The sequence below is a fragment of the Streptomyces flaveolus genome, from assembly GCF_000716535.1.
GTDB lineage: Bacteria > Actinomycetota > Actinomycetes > Streptomycetales > Streptomycetaceae > Streptomyces > Streptomyces flaveolus_A.
The window spans coordinates 96,637-113,417 of the sequence record NZ_JNWV01000002.1 but is presented as its reverse complement, the minus strand read 5'-3'; the positions used below and the strand labels follow the sequence as shown (position 1 = coordinate 113,417).

The window sequence follows — 16,781 nt, the reverse complement described above, 5'->3', positions numbered from 1 at the left end:
CGCCGTCACGGCCCGGTCACATGGACCCGGAGCCGCTGCGGACGGAAGCCAGCACATCGTTTCGGACAGCGGGCGGAAAGCCATCGGCCCTTTCGTGGCAGGGAGGTTCAAGTTGTCGGCACTGGTCTTCCGCATGCTGCCGCCGGGGTGCCGTCACAGACATGGAGACCCGCATCGAGCAGGAGCTGGTCGACACCCTCGGGGCGGTCATCAGGTGTTGCTCACGCTGTCCGATCAGCTCGCGGCGACGCCGCGAGGAGAGTGCCGTGCCGGTTGCCGATCTCCGGCAGAGCCGCCGCCCGCGGTCGAGAGTTCCGTTTCCTGCGCGCAGGCCACCGCGGGCCGACCCGCTCCGGATGCGGGGCGGTGCGGCGCATGGCACATTGGGGCGTGAGGGCCGCCGCCAGGCCCTGTGACCGCTGGTGCCCGAGGACTTCGGATGACACCACGTAGCAGGTCGTCACTCCTCCCGTAGCCAGTCGCGGTCGTCTCCGGCTGAAGATCTGTGGGGTATGGGTATGCACCGAACGCACGCGCTTCGTTACTCGGCTGCTGCCGCGGCCGGCATCTCGTTCGCCGTCTCCGCACTCGTCCCGACGCACGCCGTGGGCCTTTCGGCGACCGCCTCCCCGGCCGCCTCCAAACCCACGATCGTGCTGATCCACGGTGCCTGGGCCGACGCCTCCAGCTGGAACGGCGAAGTCAAGATCCTCCGCGACCAGGGGTACCAGGTACGTGCCATCGCCAATCCCCTGCAGAACCTGACCACCGACTCACAGACGGTCGCCGACTTCCTCAAGACGGTGCACGGTCCGGTGGTGCTCGTCGGGCACTCCTACGGAGGCAGTGTCATCACCAACGCCGCCGCGGAGACCAAGAACGTCAAGGCCCTGGTCTACGTCGACGCCGCCGCGCCCGCCGTCGGTGAGACGAACGGATCCCTGAGCGGCTCCAACTCGGCGCTGAACGCGCCGCCCAACACGCTGTTCGACACGGCGGCATACCCCGGGGCGCAGTCCGGCGCAAAGAACCTTTACCTCAAAAAGAACATATTCGTGAAGGATTTCGCGAGTGACCTGCCCACCAACCAGGCCGAACTCCTGTGGGCGACGCAACGAGCCGCCTCGACGGCCGCGTTCGACACGCCGTCGAAGCACGCGGCCTGGAAGACGATCCCGTCCTGGTACTTCATCAGTTCTGGCGACCGGATCATCACCCCGCAGTCGGAACAGCGCATGGCTCGTCGCGCCCACTCGAAGACGACCGTCTTCCGGGGCGGGTCGCACCTGACCCTGATCTCGCACCCTGACGCGGTGGCGAAGGTCATCAGCACGGCGGCCCGCTCCGTCGGCTGACATCCCCGGGGAGGCCTGCGGTGGCTGCCTCTCCTTCGAGGTTCGAGGGCGAGGCGGGCTTCACCCGGAGGCCGCCCCAAGAACGTCGGCCCGGTCCTCTGTGTCCTCAGTTGCCGGGCCAGTGCGCCTGCAGTCTGGGCGTGAGGGCGATCAGGCGTGCCCGGCGCGGGTGTGACGACCTCGCGGACGCCCCATACCTGCTTGTGATTCACCCGCCGAGACATGATGCGGTGGACCGCCGTTGCCGCTGCGGCCGCCGCCACTCCGACCGCCCTGGCCGCCCCGGCCCGCGCCGCTGCCGTCGGTGGCTCGGGGGGCGGTGCCGTGACGCCCGTCAACCTCGAACTGGTCACTCTGGCCGAGGACCACGCCATCATCACCTGGTACACCGGCGAGGCCGGCACCGACGACGGACTGGGCCGCATGGTCCCGGCTCCGGCGGACGGCGAGGTCGTCTACGGGACGCATCCGAACCGCCTCAACCGCGTCGCGGGGGGCATCTCCTCGCACACGCCCTACCACTACGTGGAGCTGCGGGACCTGGAACCCGGTCAGACCTACTACCACCAGGCACGCTCCAACGGGAAGCTTGCCACCCCCACCCCCTTCAACCTCATCGGCGGCAACGCCGTGGGCACGGACGACACGGGCCTGGGCACCACGGGTCCCTTTTCCTTCACACGCCGGAACCGCCACGCGGCCGGTTCCTGTTCTCCGTCGCGCTGTGCAACGACCTGCACATGGGCGAGACCCAGGCCGGCTTGGTGGGCGGGCAGCCGCAGTACATCGGCATCGTCCAGGAGCCGGGACTGCCGCCGTACCCCGACGTCATGCTCGAATCGTTGGTGGAAGATGTGAAACGCGTCGGCGCCCGCTACCTGCTTGCCGCCGGCGACATCTCCGCGGAGGCCCTGCCCGTGGACCTCAGCCGTGCGGGCCAACTGCTGACGCGCTTCGGGGACTACCGGCGGGACTACTTCGTCGCGCGTGGCAACCACGACCGCGCCCACACCGGCGACCCGTACGCGTCCTGCCGCGCCGGACAATGGCAGGGCAACGACTGTTTCCACGACGCGTACTTCCCCGGCATCGAGCCCACGTACTTCTCCACCGACCTGTCCGGGCTGCCATCACCGCGAGCAACACCCTCGACCAGAAGCAGGCGGCGACCATCCTCGACCAGTACGCGAAGAGCCCCGGGGTCTTCCTGCACCACGCCGGACACACGCACCGCAACCACCGTACGGTCAGTCCGTCCGCGCCCCGCGTCGTGCACCAGGAGATCGCCGCGGCGAAGGAGTACCCGGGCGGCTTCTCACTGCTGCGGCTGCACGAGGAGGGCTACGCGCTCAACTTCTACAAGTCGCGCGGCGAGTTGGCACGCCGGTGGAGCGAGCGCAGCCGCCAGGAGATCCAGGGGTACTGGCCGCAATTCGCGCTCGGCAACAACGTTTCCGACCGCAACATCGTCGTCAAGCGCGACCTGACCGGCCTGCGCCGCCCGTCCCCGGCACACCCGGGTCACCGCAACGGCCATGGCCGCCGGAACGGGTAGCCCAAGGTCTGGTGGAGCAGCGGCACGGACCGAGGACCACGCATGTTGACGGAACAAACCTTGCGATGGTCACGGACGCGGACTGTTGGCCCAGACGTCACTTGCGGTTCGGCTGCGATCGATCATCACCCCATTAGATTGCAAAGGAAGCACTTTGCGATGCCCATGGGAGAGTTTTGTGAACAGAAACGTGCGTGGTATGCGATGGGGGGCGCCCGTGGCAGCGGCGTCCGCGGCCGTGGTGGCAACCATGGTGCTCAACCCCACGCCGGGCGCGTCCGCCAGTGCTCCGCAGAGCACGGCGAAGGCGAAGGCCGCCACCGCGAAGAACGTCATCTTCATCAACGGCGACGGCATGGGTGCCGCCGCACGTGAGGCGGCGCGGCTGCACCTCGCCGGTCTGCAGGGCCAGTTGACGATGGATCGTCTGCCCGTGTCCGGTCAGCTGACGACCACGCCGGACGACCCCAAGGCCGTGGTCACGGACTCCGCGGCAGCCGCCACCGCATGGGCCACGGGCGAGAAGACGTACAACGGCGCGATCAGCGTCGACACCGACGGCAACCCGCTCCCCACGCTCGGGGCGCAGGCCAAGGCGGCGGGCAAGGCCACCGGCCTGGTGACCACCGCACAGGTCACCGACGCCTCGCCCGCGGCCTTCTTCGCCAACACCGCCGACCGCGGCAAGCAGGACGAGATCGCCCGCCAGTACCTCGAAGTCAGCAAGCCGGACGTGATCCTGGGCGGCGGCGAGGACTGGTGGCTGCCGGCCGGCACCGCCGGTGCCTTCCCGGACAAGCCCGCCGAGGACACCAGCGAGGGCAGCCGTGGCACGAAGGGCAACCTGATCGCCCAGGCCAAGCGCTCCGGCTACACGTACGTCACCGGCGCGAAGGAACTGAGCAAGGCGCCTCAGGGCAAGCTGCTCGGTCTCTTCAGCAACGAGGAGATGTTCCAGCAGCGCCCCGAGGGCCAGGGCGACGTGTACGACCCGGCCGTCGACCTCGCCACGATGACCAGCAAGGCACTGAACACGCTGGACAAGAACAAGAAGGGCTTCTTCCTCATGGTCGAGGAAGAAGGCGTCGACGAGTTCGCGCACAGCAACAACGGCACGCGTGTCCTTCAGTCGATGCAGCAGCTCGAGAAGGCTGTCGCCGTCGCCCGCGCCTACCAGGCGACCCACCCGGACACCCTCCTCGTCATCACCGGCGACCACGAGACCGGCGGCCTGGCGGTCGAGGAGAACGACACCGCGGACGAGTCCGGCACCGGTGTCTCCGTCGAGGACGGCCCGTTCACCATTCACGGCAGCGACCGGACGTTCACGATCGACTGGACGACTTCCGGCCACACCAGTGTCGACGTTCCCGTCACGGCCGCCGGTCCGCTCGCGAGCCGGTTCACCGGCAAGCACGCAAACACCTACGTTCACGACGTCCTGTCTCAGGTCCTGGCCCCCCGTCACTGACCAGCGACCGGATCGTCCCAAGCAATACGAGGCTTGAAGTGTCCCTCCGGCATGCTTTCGCCGCACTGGCCGTCGTGCCCGTGCTCGCCGTCCCGGCGACCGCCGCCCAGGCGGCCCCCGCCGACCCCCAGCCCACGGTGCTCCCCCAGAAGACCCACTTCGACCTGCAGGCCCACCGCGGTGGCATCGGCATGACCACCGAAGAGTCCCTCGAGGGCTTCGGCAAGGCCATGCGCCTCGGTGTGACCACCCTGGAGCTGGACACCCACGTCACCAAGGACCAGAAGGTCGTCGTCAACCACGACCGCCAGATCAGCGCCCAGAAGTGCAAGGACACCGCGCCGGTCACCCCCGGTGACCCGATGTACCCGTACGTCGGCAAGTACATCAAGGACCTGACGCTCGCGCAGATCAAGACCACGGACTGCGGCTACCAGCAGCTCCCTGGCTTCCCCGAGCAGGAACAGATCAAGGGCCACCGGATGGTGGAGCTCAAGGACGTCCTGAACCTGGTCAAGAGCTACAACGCCCGGCAGATCAAGCTCAACATCGAGACCAAGGTCGAGGCCGGCGCCCCCGAACAGACCGCGCCGCGCGAGCTGTTCGTGCGCCGCGTGTACGAGGAGATCCACGCCTCCGGCATCGAGGACCAGGTCACCATCCAGTCCTTCGACTGGGGCGCCCTGAAGGAGATGCACAAGCTCGCCCCGAAGTACCCCCTGGTGGCGCTGACCAACTACGACTTCCTGCAGGTCGGCAAGCCCGGCGCCTCCCCGTGGCTCGGCGGCATCGACGCCGACGACTACGACGGCGACTTCGTCAAGGCGGCAGCCGCCGTCCCCGGCGTGACCGCGCTCTCCCCGGTCTACGGCTTCCCGCAGGACGGCGTCGTCTCGAACCCGGACTTCAGGTTCTACGTCGACGACAAGATGGTCTCCGAGGCCCACAAGCGCGGCCTGAAGGTCGTCCCGTGGACCTGTGACGACCCCGCCACCCTCGAGGCCCTCATGGACATGGGCATCGACGGCATCATCACCAACTACCCGAACCGCGTCCGGGACATCATGGCCGAGCGCGGCATGCGCCTGCCGAAGGCGTACGAGCCGAAGGCCTGACGCCCCGCGGCCCACTCCGCATGTCCCACCCCCCGGAGCACCTCTTCAGCTCCGGGGGCGTGCGCGTTCCCGGCCTCGACGCCCGGCCATGGCCACCGCGCCCATCGCGAGGGGGACGAACGGGTCACCGGCACTGGCACTCGGTCGGCCAGGAGATCGCGGTGGCCGCGGTGGCCGCGGTCACGGCGGCCAGACGTCGGAAGTCGAGTGTCTCCGGAAGGTCGGTGGGTCGGTGGTAGTGCGGGTTGCGGAAGTTCGCCGTGTCGGTGAGCATCAGCGCGGGAATCCGCCGGTTCCAGAAGGGTGCGTGATCGCTGCGGCCCAGATGCTGGGCCGGGGGAACCGCCAAGCCGATCAGCATGCCGAGCGGGCCATCGGGCCTCGGGTCGCGCAGCAGGAGACTCGGCAGCGACAGCGACGTCGCCGCGGCAGCGCGCTGCCAGGAAAGGGCCGCCGCGGCCGAGGACCGCCGATGGACGACGAGTGCGAAGTTTCCCCGCCGGCCGTCGGTCTTGACCACCTCGGAAATGCGGGGGAAGGCGACCGAGAAACCGGCCGGCAGCTTCTGGCTGCCGGGCGCGTCCGTGAAATAGCCGACCGACTCCAGGCAGATCATGCCGGCCACGCGCCTGCTGCGGCTCAGTTCGCGCGCAGCATGGCGAGCACCGATCAACCCCAGTTCCTCCATGTCGAAGACGGCGAGGGTGACCGGTGGCGCGACTGGCAGCCGGCCAAGAAGGCGTGCTGTCTCCAGGACCACCGCGACTCCCGAGGCGTTGTCGTCGGCCCCCGGGCTGCCGCTGACACTGTCCAGATGAGCCCCGATCAGCACCGTGGGGCAATCGTGGGCGTCCCCCAGGGAGGCGATGAGGTTCGCACCCCGAAGCCGGCGGTGCAGCCGTGGCTTCATCGCCAGAGCCCGGTGGCCGTGCCGGTCGGTCGAGCCCCACTTCCATCCCAGGTCGAACGGTTGCCGCTCGACCCGCCACCCAGCGGAGGTCAGCTCCTCACCGACGTACGACTCCGCGCGGTCCATCGCGTGCGGGGCCCGGCGCCGACTGCGCGGCGACGCGGCGAGGAACTCGACGTCGCGTCGCAACCGAAGAGGCTCCACGAGCGTCTCGAAGTCCCGGACGGTCGGGGTGCCAGGCGTCATCACTGCTTCTTCCTCTGCGACAAAGGCGACGCGGCAACTGACAGTGCGTCGATCCGGTCGGCCATGGCCGCAGCATCGTCGCGCGGCGCGCCGGCGGAGCTCGGGTTACGGCAGTCGTCGCTGATGCGGTTCCGGCCCGCCGCTGGGACCTGATCCTGCAGTCACCCGTCGAATCCACCCTACCGTCGTAGGGAGCGGGCGGAGCGATCCCGCCACCCACTTGCCCGATGCTGCCGACGTCACGCTCGGCCCGTTCTCCTCGGGCCGGATCCTTCACCCACGGTCACCCTCACAGCCGTGAAGTCGCCAGTATCGTGCCGTCGCCCAGCAGGATCGTTCTGTGTCGCCCAGGGCGACACCGCGCGCTGCGAGGTCGTCGGCGCGCACGCGGACCTTGTGTGCCGCGTTCTGCACACACACCATGGAGGTGAGGAGGCGGCGGCCGTCGTGCCCGTCATGGAGAAGCAGCACCTGGCCATCGAGCAGGCCCACGCCGAGGCAGTCGGACTGCTGCCCGCTTGGCACTCCACCGGCCAGGGCGGCCAGGAGCTGGCCGACGCCTTCGAGTTGCTGTCGGGACGGGCGAGGTCGAGTCAGGTCGTCTCTCGGACCGGGGACACCGATGTGTGGTGACCGTCGGCCATGGCCTCTTCGGATGTGTGCAGTTGTTGTTCCGCCCAGATGGTCTTGCCGCGGGAACCATGGCGTGTGCCCCACCGCTGGGCGAGCTGGGAGACGATGAACAGTCCCCGGCCGCTCTCGTCGAAGGTGCTGGCCTGCCGCAGGTACGGTGAGGTGCTGCTGCCGTCGGAGACCTCGCAGGTCAGTCCGGCACCTTGGCGGATGAGGCGCAACTGGACCGGCGGGCCGCCGTGACGGATGGCGTTGGTGACCAGTTCGCTGACGATGAGCTCCGTGGTGGGTGCGGCGTCCTCAAGTCCCCACGCGGTCAGCTTCGCCCACACGTGCTTACGGGCCTGGGAGACGGCGGCAAGGTCGTCCGCGAGGTCCCAGGAGGCGACGTTGTCGCTGTCGAACGTGCGGGTGCGGGCCGCGAGCACGCCGGCGTGGGCGTAACGCCTGTCGGACAGCAGCGCGTTGAGGGCGGACCGGCTCAGAGACGTCAGGCGGGATGGTGATCCGAGGCCCGCCTCGGGCAGCGTGCTCGGGCCGGCCCCGGCTGCCGGGTCGGGTGTCCAAGGCGTGTGCGCGTGCAGCAGGAGCAGGCTGCGATCCGGGAGATCGACCTCAGTGGCCTCTATGGGCGATGCCGCGGGTCCCAGGGGAGGGTTGGCGGGAATGTCGACGGTGGTGATCACGCCGTCCGGCTGGAGGACGGTCAGCGCGGGGTAGCCGGCGCTGGCGAGGGTGCAGCGGCCGGTGACGGGGTCGTAGACCGCGTACAGACAACCCACGGTGACACCGGATACGTCCTCGCTGTGCCGGGTCGGTTCGCCGCCGAGCCGCAGTCCGGTCAGTACGTGCGCCAGGTGGGCGAGGAGCTCCTCCGGTTGCAGGTCCATGGCGGCCAGCGTGCGCACCGCGGCGCGGAGTTCAGGGGCGAGGGCGGGCGCGGGACTCCCGTCTTCGGCGACGGAACCGGCAACGAGCGCGACCCGGGCGCCGGGCAGTGGTATCGCGTCGAGCCAGTGGGCTTCGGCCCGCACGGTGTCGTCGGCAGCCGCACAGCAACCGGCGAGCTCCAACGCCGCGGGCTGCGGCAGCAGACCGGCGTGCGTGCTGGTCATCGAGAACGGAAACGTGTCGCCGGAGACATCGTCCACCGCCCGGTTCGCGTCCGAGCTGATCCGTGGGCTGTCGAGGCCCCGCGCGGGCCGCTCCACCGGGGTGGACACGCGATGTTGCAGGCTCAGGCGCCTCCGGCACATGATCAGGCTCAACGCGAGTGAGAGCGCGGCCGCGGTGATCACGACCGTGCGCCCTCCGTCGGACACCCCACGGATCGCGAAGCCGTAGACGGCCACGCTGGCGACCAGGGTCGCCACGCCGATCGCGAGGGTACGCCGAAGGGGAAGCAGGCCGGCGGCCACGAGGGGCGCCAGTATCGAGTATTCGGACCAGCGGACCAAACCACCGGCTGATGCCACCAGTTGTACCGCGGAGGTCGCACCGAGGTAGGCGACCAGCAGCGAGCACGGCTGCCAGGCCAGGCGACGTACAGTGGTCATCCTGGTCACTGTCCTTTCATGATGGGCGTTGTGCAGGTCATGTGGGTGCGTCCAGGTGGTGCAGTGAACGGGTGGGGCAGTGGACGGCCACCAGGGCGAGGTCGTCGTCCAGGCGGGGACCCACATGACTGTCGAGGTCTTGGCTGATGTGCTGCAGGAGGCGGTGTGGGCCACTCCACACCCAGGTGGCGGCGCGTTCGAGAACGGGATAGAAGTTCCCGCTGCTGTCCCGGGCTTCGACGAGTCCGTCGGTGTAGAGCAACAACGTGTCTCCGGGGGCAAAAGCGAAGGCGTGCAGGGGAAAGGCGTCCGTCGTGCTTCCGGCCAGTCCGAGTGGCGGGGCCGGCCGGCTTACGCGCAGGAGGCTCACTCGGCCGCGCTGCCTCACCAGCGGCGGGGGATGCCCGCAGCTGACGATCCGGACGGTCTCCTCTCCGTCGGGGAGTTCCGCCAGCAGCGCGGTGATGAAACGCTCGCCGCTGTCGGGGTCGCGTTCCGTCATCTCGGCCAGGTGCCTGCGGACGCTGCGTTCGAGGGCAGCCGCCAGCTCCGGCAGGGTCTCGTGTTCATGGGCAGCCTCGCGGAAGGCACCGAGCAGGGCGGAGGCGTCCTCGACGGCGAGCAGGCCCTTGCCGCGGACGTCACCTATGAGGATGCGGGTCGTGCATCCGATGCGGGCGGCGGCGTACAAGTCGCCGCCGACCAGCGCGTGCGCAGTGGCCGCCCGGTACATCGACGCGATGCGCAGGGAGCCCAATGTGCGGGGTATGGGCCGCAGCAAGACCCGTTGGGCCGCCTCGGACACCGCCCGGACCTGCGTGAGTTCTCTCAGATCGCGGTCATGCAGTGCGCGAGCGACGATGGCGCAGCCGGAGACCGCCAGCAGTGCGCCGATGTGGAGGGGCAAGAGCGCCGAATGCAACAGACCGTCGTGCCAGTCGACGAGGACCACGGCCGCACTGGCGACCAGAGCCATGACGACCGTCACCGGGGTTCGTGCGAACGCCACGGTGCAGGTGGGGGCGGCCACGAGGAGCGGTGAGAGGTGAATGGCCAGGGGGGCGAAGGATGCCGCGAGGGTGATCGCCGCGATCAGCAGGAGCGGTAGTCCCACCTGCGCTCGGGCGCTTTCGGCCGGTGGCCGACCGCGACTCGTGAGGCGACGCTGGAAGCGATCTTCCCAGTGGTGTCCGAGCCCCTGGACGAGAGGGACTTTGCGGCCGTCGGGACCAGGCGCCGGGACACCGCGAGCGAGGAATTTCATGGGTGGTCCTGTGGTCACGGTTCGTACGTCATGGCGGCTACGCGGGGTGGCGACACGGGTGCAGATCACTCACGGGCTCATCATTCTTACCGCATCCTTGTCACATTCTTGTCGCATTCCGAGAAACCATTTCCGCTATGCGGACTCCAATGTGCGACACCGGAGACGTGCGCGTCAAGATCGCGAGCCTGATTCATTCATTACGAGATTCGAACGTCGGGCCCTGAGCCGAGTTTCGGACCACACGGAGAACGATCCTGCCACCCACGTGCACGATGGCGCCGACTTTCCCCCGCCCGACCTGGGAAAGGGCTACAGCTAGCGGTAATGCCGACCGGGTGTCCGCCCGGGATGCTGGGTACATGCTGCGTTGCGTGATCATCGATGACAGCCCTCACTTCCTCGAAGCCGCCCGCTGCCTGCTCGAGGGGCAGGGAATAGCAGTCGTGGGCGTGGCAGCCGACAGCGGGCAGGCACTGCGGCAGGTTGAGCGGCTCCGGCCGGAGGTCGTACTGGTGGACATCGATCTGGGTACCGAAAGCGGTTTGGAGTTGACCCGCCGACTGCAACACGAGACCGACCCCTCCCCTCCCCCGGTCATTTTGATTTCTAATTACGCCGAGGAGGATTACGGCGATGTGATCGAGGAGAGCGCGGCGGCCGGGTTCCTGGCGAAATCCGCTCTGTCAGGCGACGCCATTCGGACTCTGCTCGCCGAGGAGGACGGCAATCACCAGGACGACTCGTTCATCGAGCCTCGAGAAACGTGATGACGGCCCTGACCCGACGGTGATCGTCGTCGGTCTCAGGCAGGTTCAGCTTCGTGAGAATACTGCGCACATGCTTCTCCACCGTTCCTTCGGTGACCCACAGACGACGGGCGATGCCGGCATTGGAGCGGCCCTCGGCCATCAGTTCCAGCACCTCGCGCTCCCGCGTACTGAGTACCGCCAGCGGATCCTCCCTACGGCGGGCGGAGACCAGCTCCTGCACCAGGGCGGGGTCCACCACCGACCCGCCCCTGGCGATCCGGTGCATGGCCTCCAGGAAGTCCTGCAGGTCGCTGACACGGCTCTTGAGCAGGTAACCAACACCGTGGCCGCTCTCCAGGAGTTCCAGCGCCCGCTCCACCTCGGCGTACGCCGACAGGACCAGGATTCCCATCTCGGGGAACTCCTGCCGGATGGTGCGGGCTGCGTCCAGCCCCTCGGTGCCCTGACCAGGCGGCATCCGGATGTCGGTCACGACCAGGTCCGGCCTCGCCTGCCTGACCGCGTCGAGAAGCTGGACGGCATCGGCCGTTTGCCCCACGACCGCACAACCCGCACCCTGGAGCAAACTGGCCAGCCCCTCGCGGAACAGGACATCGTCCTCGGCCAGGACGACCCGCAGGTCCGTCGTGGCTGGTCCGCTGTCGCTCGGCTCGTCCCCAGCAGGGGACGTCGAGCCCCCTGACGTCATACCTACCATTGTCCTTGCGTCTCGTCCGGTGGGCACCTGCCAGTGGCCCACGCAAAACCTGGTCAACGCCACGGAGGAAACGTGCGTCCGCTCGCCTTCCGTGCCCTGGGGACCGGCGCGAACGGCGATCTCGTGCGCCGCGTGGTCGTCGCCAGTGGCTTCCTCCTGCTCCTCATCGGCTCGGCCTTCGTCATCCTGTTCCGCTCGAGTGTGGATCTGCGCGCCTCCCAGCGGCTCGCGCAGCGATCCGAGGAACTGCTGCTGGCGGCCAACCAGGTGCAGCGCCGAACGCTCAGTCTCCAGGCGGACTTGCGCGGCTATGAACTGACCGGGCGCGAGCGGTTCATCAAGCGCTGGCAGGCTGCCCAGGCCGCCCTGCCCAAGGAGGTCGAAACACTGACCCACCTGGCCAACTCCGCCCAGCGGATCAGGACCGAGCAGGTCCAGCAGGCGGGTTTCGCCTACATCATCAAGGAATACTCCATGCCGCTGATGAAGGTCGCGAAGCAGGACCGCGCGACGATGCGGACCGCGGCCCCGGGCGTGCAGAACGACCGGCGCGTGGCGGCGGTCCGCGACGAGTGCCACCGCATCGTGCTCACCGAACGCAAGCTCGCGGCGGCCCGGGAGGAACGCGCCGCCGGGATCGCCAACCAGGCGGTCATGGCATCCGTCGGAGGTCTGGCCGGATCGGTCGTGCTCGTCATCGGCTACGCGGGCTACGTCACCCGGGCGGTCGTGCATCCCGTGCGACAGGCAGCCGCCATGGCCGGCCGGCTCGCCGGCGGCGACATGAACGCACGCACACCTGAGACAGGGGTCGGTGAGATCGGTGTGCTGGAGCGCAGCTTCAACCGGATGGCCGACTCGCTCCAGGAAAGCCACGCCGAACTGTCCACCTCACGGTGCAGGATCCTCGCAGCCGCCGACGAGGCCCGGCGACGCATCGAACGTGACCTGCACGACGGCACCCAGCAGCGGCTGGTGTCCCTGGTGCTGGAACTGCGGGCCGCCCAGGGCGCCGTACCCGCGAACCAACCGGAGCTGAAGGCCAGGATGGCCCGGGTCACCAAATCGCTGCTGGCGGCGCTCGACGAGCTGCGCGAGCTCTCCCGCGGCATTCATCCAGCGATCCTCTCGCAGGGCGGGCTGGTCCCCGCGCTCCGGGCGCTGGCCCGTCGCTCACTGGTTCCGGTCGAACTCGACATCGACGTCCCCCAGCGACTTCCCGAGCCGGTGGAGGTGGCGGCCTACTACGTCGTGTCGGAGGCGCTGGCCAACACGGCCAAGCACGCCCTCGCGTCGTGCGTTCGCATCTCCGCGCATGTCAGCGACGACGTCCTGCGCCTGTCCGTTCGCGATGACGGCGTCGGAGGGGCCGTGTGGGGGCAGGGCTCGGGCCTGGTCGGCCTCACCGACCGCATAGGGGCCCTGGGCGGGACCCTCACCCTGCACAGCCCCAGCGGTCAGGGAACCACGCTGGAAGCGCGCCTTCCCGTGACGCGGTCGTATCCCACGGACGTGGCGCAGTAGGAGGAGGCGGACGGGCCGAACGTGCTGTGCTGAGGCTGGTGCACCGATGCGTGCACCAGCCCGCGGGGGCCGTCGTCGACCTCGCGCTCGACGGGTTCCGGCACCGTCAGCATTCCTCCGCCAGCGCGCGACAGCGGTGGTCGCAGCGATGCACGGCGAGCGGGTACGCGGGGAGATGCCGGGGCGGGACGGCACCGTCGGATGACGCCGCCGCGTCAGGAATCAGATTGTTGAAGCGCAGGACCTTGACCACCATGGGGTGACCGGCCAGCAGGGTCAGCGAGCCCCCGGCCTCATGGATGCGGCGTGCGGCGGCCATCAGGGGGCGCGCTCCCGCACAGTCCACGAAGGTCACCTGCCTCAGGTCGATGACGACCTCGGGATGCGTACCGCCGGTCGCGGCCGTAAGGATGGCGTCAGTATGGGCGGCGGTCGCGATGTCCAGTTCACCGGCAACATTCACCACCATGGGTGAGGTTCCGACAAAGACGGTGCAGACGGCTTTCACTTGCGTTTCCCGTTCTCAGAGGGTGTCGAGTCACAACGGATGGCAGAACCTGCGAAGGAATGTCCGGCCAGATCAGCCAACACGTCCACGCTAGGAAGACAGTTACGGCTCAGTCATTGCAGCCAGCCCCCACCGCCATTGCAGCCAGCCCCCACCGCACACCTCCCGCCAGCCACCAGGCATTGAGGTCATGGCACCGCCGATGGCGGCCGGCAGCAGCGTGTGCACCCCCGGGCCACCGTACGGCTCTTCGCGCTCAGGACAGCGTTCCGCCCGCCCACCCGTAGTGCACCGGGTCCTGCTGCTCGGCGGCCGGACTTCCGGCACCCCGCCATCCGGTCCGGGGGGTGCCGCCCTCCGTCGGGAGCAGTTTCGCGACCCGCTCGCCGATCCAGCGGCCGAGTGCCTGGTAGGCGTCGAAGCGCCGGCTGTCGAACCACTGGTCGCTGGTGCCGTCGTGGGGAAACGCCCCGTTGGCCTGGGCGTAGGCGAGAAGTGTGTAGGGCATGTCCGCGGTCAGCGTGGCCCGCGCGACGATCAGCCGTCCCCGCGTCCCCAGCGTTCGGCCGCGTTCGTCCACCAATGCGCGCGGATAGATGATCTCGCCCTCGGCCACCGCGTCGGCCGAGAGCCGGAGGTCGAGGGCCGCCAGCGGGTTCGGCGCGGCCGGCTGGGCCGGCTGGTTCGGCTGGGGCGGCTGGTTCGGCTGCGGTGTGAGGGGAGAGGCGCTGCCGGGAACGAGCTTCTGCCAGTCCTCGCGCGCGATCCTGATCTCGACCCCGAGTTCCTCCCGGGCCAGGGCGATGGCCTCGCCCAGAGCGGGGGCGAAGGCCCCGGAGCCCCCGCTGGCGTCCACGCACACGGCGGTGGTGACGCCGTGCCGGAGCAGTTCGACCAGGCCGAGATTCTCGTAGTGGCCGCCGTCCGTGACCAGCAGCATCCGGTCGTCCAACGGGTAGCGCCCGGACACTTCCCGCAGCAGGTACGGCAGGCGGCGGATGCCGGGCATCGGGGGCAGTCCCCAGTCGGCGCGCTCGTCCCAAAGGGCCCCCAGCACACCGGGGTTGGGCAGCCAGGTGCCGAGCCGGGCGTTGGAGATCGCGAACAGTGTCTGGAAGGCACGCGCCTGGCGTCCCATGGCCGAGGCGAAGGCCGCGCCGGAGACGGCGACGGCCGACTCGACGGTCAGGTCCTTGCGGATGACCGGTCTGGTGCGGTTCCACAGGACGTCCGTCCGGGCGTACCCGACGTCCGGACCGCCGACGTAGTCGTACGACAGGGTGAACGACACCGCGTGCCGCCCCGGCGGTGTGCGGTCGTCGCCGGACAGGTTGGCCGCCGCCGCGAAGACGACCTGGGGGAAGCCGGGGTGCCGCCTGCCGTAGCAGGAAAGCGGCGTCGGTTCGTCGAACTCGTAGGGGACCGCGAGCTGTTCACCGTCCGGATCGGTCTTGCGGCGGACGGCGAAAGCGGATGCCAGCCGGGCGCGGTAGAAGGGGTGGAGACTCGTCCACGTCTGGTCGAGGCTCAGCGCGACCGCGCAGAGGACCACGGGAAGGCCGATCTGGACGGCCGCGGGCCATGTCCGCCCGACGTGGATCGCCCCGCCCAGAATGAGCAGCGAGGCCACTGCCACCACAAGGAGAACCACCCATACCAGCAGATACTTTCCGACGACGGGCATGGTCCGCACCAGTCGCGTACGCCTGGCGGACTGGACGGCGTGCTCGGTGGACTCAATGCGCCGCCATGTGGTGCCGGCCAGCACGGTCACATAGGTGAGCAGCCCCACGACTCCGCCGCTCACCGCGGTCGCCGGGGCATGGAGCGTCCACAGACGCGCCGTCGCCCACTCGAGGGCGGGGAGGACGACCACCACGACGGCCAGCAGCAGGCCCGCCACCACGAAGGTGAGGAAGGTCTTCTTCAGCACGCCCGACAGGAACTGCCTGGCGAGGCACAAGGACACCAGCCAGAGGAACCAGAACACGGCCGCGCAGCACAGGAGGGCGAAAACGGCCCACAGCGCGGGTCCCCGGAAGCCCGGGAGCCGGGTCGGGTCCGCCAGCGGGACGAGGTGGTAGCCCCAGCTCAGGGCGAGCCCGACGACCAGCAGGGTGGCGGTGAGCAGCCCCAGGGAGGCCAGCAGGCCCCGCAGGACGGCACCGATGGCGGCCAGCCACTGGCCGGTGCCTTCCGCGACGTACTTCGAGTGCCGGCGGGTGTGGTCCTCCTCCGGCGTGCCGGGCATGAAGACGTCGCCGGAACCGGCCCGGTACCGGTCCTCCCCACGGAATTGGCCCGCCCCGGCCAGCGCCAGTTGCAGGGCACCCGCGGTGTAGCCGCCTCCTGAGACCGACACGAGGTAGCGCGCCCTGCGCAGTTGGGGGCGCAGGACCTGTAGCGCGCCCAGGGTGACGCAGGCCGACCGGATGCCGCCGCCCGAGACGCAGAAGCCGAGGCCGCCCTGTTCCCGGCCGGGCGGCACCCGGCTGCCGTTCTCCCAGCGCGCCGCCCTGGAGCGGGGAGGGTCACCGCGCGCCGTCCCCGGCCAGCGCCGCCGGCCCCACGCCATAACGGGCCAGGGAGCGACGACGTCGGGGCCGGAGCCGGTCGTGTCGCCTCCGTGCCTGCCTCCGCATACGCAGGTCCCGTGGCGGGCGCGCTCCCTGGCGTACCTGCGCTGGGCACAGCCGTGGAACGCGGCCCGTTTGAGGACGATCGCGACCAGGACCGCGGCGACCGGCACGGTGACGACGAGCAGCAGCCACTTGACCGTCGCGAAGCCCGCCGCCCACGCGAACGCCCAGTCCGCGCCGCTCAGCGCATGGAGAAGCAGCAGTTCCTCGGTCACGGCGCACACACACGCCGCGACGGCCGCGCCGATGCCGTACACGATCAGGGAGCTGTGTCTCATGCGCACCGCGATGGTGCGGCCGCTCAGCCAGAACGCGAGCACCGTGCTGACGGTGTACGTCCCTATGAGGACGAAGTCGGCCGTCAGTGCCGTACGGAAGTCGGCCGTCCGGCCGCCGACGAGGGTGTGCGCCGCACGGGCGTCCCCGGCCAGTTGCAGCCCGACGTCGTCGACGGCCGGGGCACGGCTGCGGATCCAGAGTCCCGCACCGAAGACGGCGAGGGCCACGACGGCCAGGGTGCAACCGACCACGCGCG

General features: G+C 69.5%; 14 protein-coding genes and 1 pseudogene. 9 read left to right on the top strand and 6 right to left on the bottom strand.

What is annotated here, in order from left to right; genetic code table 11:
- Nucleotides 1-518 precede the first annotated feature (518 nt).
- The 6 genes and pseudogenes from OO52_RS01865 to OO52_RS01850 all read left to right on the top strand — a co-directional run bounded on the left by OO52_RS01865 (nt 519) and on the right by OO52_RS01850 (nt 5,496).
- Nucleotides 519-1,355 (top strand): alpha/beta hydrolase, encoded by an 837-nt coding sequence (locus OO52_RS01865; RefSeq protein ID WP_234339740.1) that lies wholly within the window; start codon nt 519-521, stop codon nt 1,353-1,355.
- A 222-nt stretch (nt 1,356-1,577) separates the two neighbouring features.
- On the top strand, nt 1,578-2,213 hold the full coding sequence (locus tag OO52_RS52415) for a fibronectin type III domain-containing protein (RefSeq protein ID WP_234339739.1): 636 nt from the start codon (nt 1,578-1,580) through the stop codon (nt 2,211-2,213).
- Nucleotides 2,096-2,353 (top strand): annotated as a pseudogene (locus OO52_RS52410) (purple acid phosphatase family protein); the annotation flags it as partial. The gene OO52_RS52415 and the pseudogene OO52_RS52410, both read left to right, overlap by 118 nt.
- 47 nt (nt 2,354-2,400) lie before the next feature.
- Entirely contained in the window at nt 2,401-2,910 is a 510-nt protein-coding gene (locus OO52_RS52405; protein WP_234339745.1) for a hypothetical protein, read from the top strand.
- A 217-nt stretch (nt 2,911-3,127) separates the two neighbouring features.
- The gene (locus tag OO52_RS01855) at nt 3,128-4,381 is read left to right on the top strand and encodes an alkaline phosphatase (RefSeq protein ID WP_234339737.1); all 1,254 of its coding nucleotides are present in this window, start codon (nt 3,128-3,130) and stop codon (nt 4,379-4,381) included.
- A gap of 38 nt (nt 4,382-4,419) precedes the next feature.
- Complete coding sequence (locus tag OO52_RS01850; RefSeq protein WP_030639706.1) at nt 4,420-5,496, top strand: glycerophosphodiester phosphodiesterase family protein; 1,077 nt, start codon at nt 4,420-4,422, stop codon at nt 5,494-5,496.
- Nucleotides 5,497-5,620: 124 nt separating this feature from the next.
- Here the strand turns inward: OO52_RS01850 and OO52_RS01845 are convergent, their stop codons facing one another.
- Entirely contained in the window at nt 5,621-6,652 is a 1,032-nt protein-coding gene (locus OO52_RS01845; RefSeq protein ID WP_051818134.1) for a M28 family peptidase, read from the bottom strand.
- Nucleotides 6,653-7,099: 447 nt separating this feature from the next.
- Between OO52_RS01845 and OO52_RS45985 the strand changes: the two genes are divergently transcribed.
- On the top strand, nt 7,100-7,285 hold the full coding sequence (locus OO52_RS45985; RefSeq protein ID WP_030639710.1) for a hypothetical protein: 186 nt from the start codon (nt 7,100-7,102) through the stop codon (nt 7,283-7,285).
- Here the strand turns inward: OO52_RS45985 and OO52_RS01835 are convergent.
- Nucleotides 7,246-8,841 (bottom strand): ATP-binding SpoIIE family protein phosphatase, encoded by a 1,596-nt coding sequence (locus OO52_RS01835; protein WP_051816247.1) that lies wholly within the window; start codon nt 8,839-8,841, stop codon nt 7,246-7,248. The two genes, OO52_RS45985 and OO52_RS01835, sit on opposite strands and share 40 nt — an antisense overlap.
- A 37-nt stretch (nt 8,842-8,878) precedes the next feature.
- A complete protein-coding gene (locus tag OO52_RS01830; RefSeq protein WP_234337879.1) occupies nt 8,879-9,955 on the bottom strand; it encodes a PP2C family protein-serine/threonine phosphatase in 1,077 nt (358 codons plus the stop codon).
- 524 nt (nt 9,956-10,479) lie between these two features.
- Here OO52_RS01830 and OO52_RS01825 point away from each other — a divergent pair.
- Nucleotides 10,480-10,875, top strand: coding sequence for a response regulator (locus OO52_RS01825; protein WP_324606059.1), 396 nt, complete (start codon nt 10,480-10,482; stop codon nt 10,873-10,875).
- Here the strand turns inward: OO52_RS01825 and OO52_RS01820 are convergent.
- Nucleotides 10,853-11,566 (bottom strand): response regulator, encoded by a 714-nt coding sequence (locus OO52_RS01820; RefSeq protein ID WP_048910536.1) that lies wholly within the window; start codon nt 11,564-11,566, stop codon nt 10,853-10,855. The two genes, OO52_RS01825 and OO52_RS01820, sit on opposite strands and share 23 nt — an antisense overlap.
- 81 nt (nt 11,567-11,647) lie before the next feature.
- Here OO52_RS01820 and OO52_RS45980 point away from each other — a divergent pair, with 81 nt between their 5' ends.
- Nucleotides 11,648-13,099 carry a sensor histidine kinase gene (locus tag OO52_RS45980; RefSeq protein ID WP_051818137.1) on the top strand — a complete coding sequence of 484 codons (1,452 nt, stop codon included), beginning with the start codon at nt 11,648-11,650 and terminating at the stop codon, nt 13,097-13,099.
- Between the two features lie 106 nt (nt 13,100-13,205).
- Here the strand turns inward: OO52_RS45980 and OO52_RS01810 are convergent, their stop codons facing one another.
- Both OO52_RS01810 and OO52_RS01805 read right to left on the bottom strand, forming a co-directional pair.
- The gene (locus OO52_RS01810; RefSeq protein ID WP_158712467.1) at nt 13,206-13,607 is read right to left on the bottom strand and encodes an STAS domain-containing protein; all 402 of its coding nucleotides are present in this window, start codon (nt 13,605-13,607) and stop codon (nt 13,206-13,208) included.
- 256 nt (nt 13,608-13,863) lie between these two features.
- On the bottom strand, nt 13,864-16,776 hold the full coding sequence (locus tag OO52_RS01805) for a hypothetical protein (RefSeq protein ID WP_037628407.1): 2,913 nt from the start codon (nt 16,774-16,776) through the stop codon (nt 13,864-13,866).
- Nucleotides 16,777-16,781 lie beyond the last annotated feature (5 nt).

Coding starts and splice junctions, on each gene's coding strand:
- OO52_RS01865 (WP_234339740.1), top strand. CDS start 519: ATGCACCGAACGCACGCGCTTCGTTACTCGGCTGCTGCCGCGGCCGGC.
- OO52_RS52415 (WP_234339739.1), top strand. CDS start 1,578: ATGATGCGGTGGACCGCCGTTGCCGCTGCGGCCGCCGCCACTCCGACC.
- OO52_RS52405 (WP_234339745.1), top strand. CDS start 2,401: ATGGCAGGGCAACGACTGTTTCCACGACGCGTACTTCCCCGGCATCGA.
- OO52_RS01845 (WP_051818134.1), bottom strand. CDS start 6,652: ATGACGCCTGGCACCCCGACCGTCCGGGACTTCGAGACGCTCGTGGAG.
- OO52_RS01835 (WP_051816247.1), bottom strand. CDS start 8,841: ATGACCACTGTACGTCGCCTGGCCTGGCAGCCGTGCTCGCTGCTGGTC.
- OO52_RS01820 (WP_048910536.1), bottom strand. CDS start 11,566: ATGACGTCAGGGGGCTCGACGTCCCCTGCTGGGGACGAGCCGAGCGAC.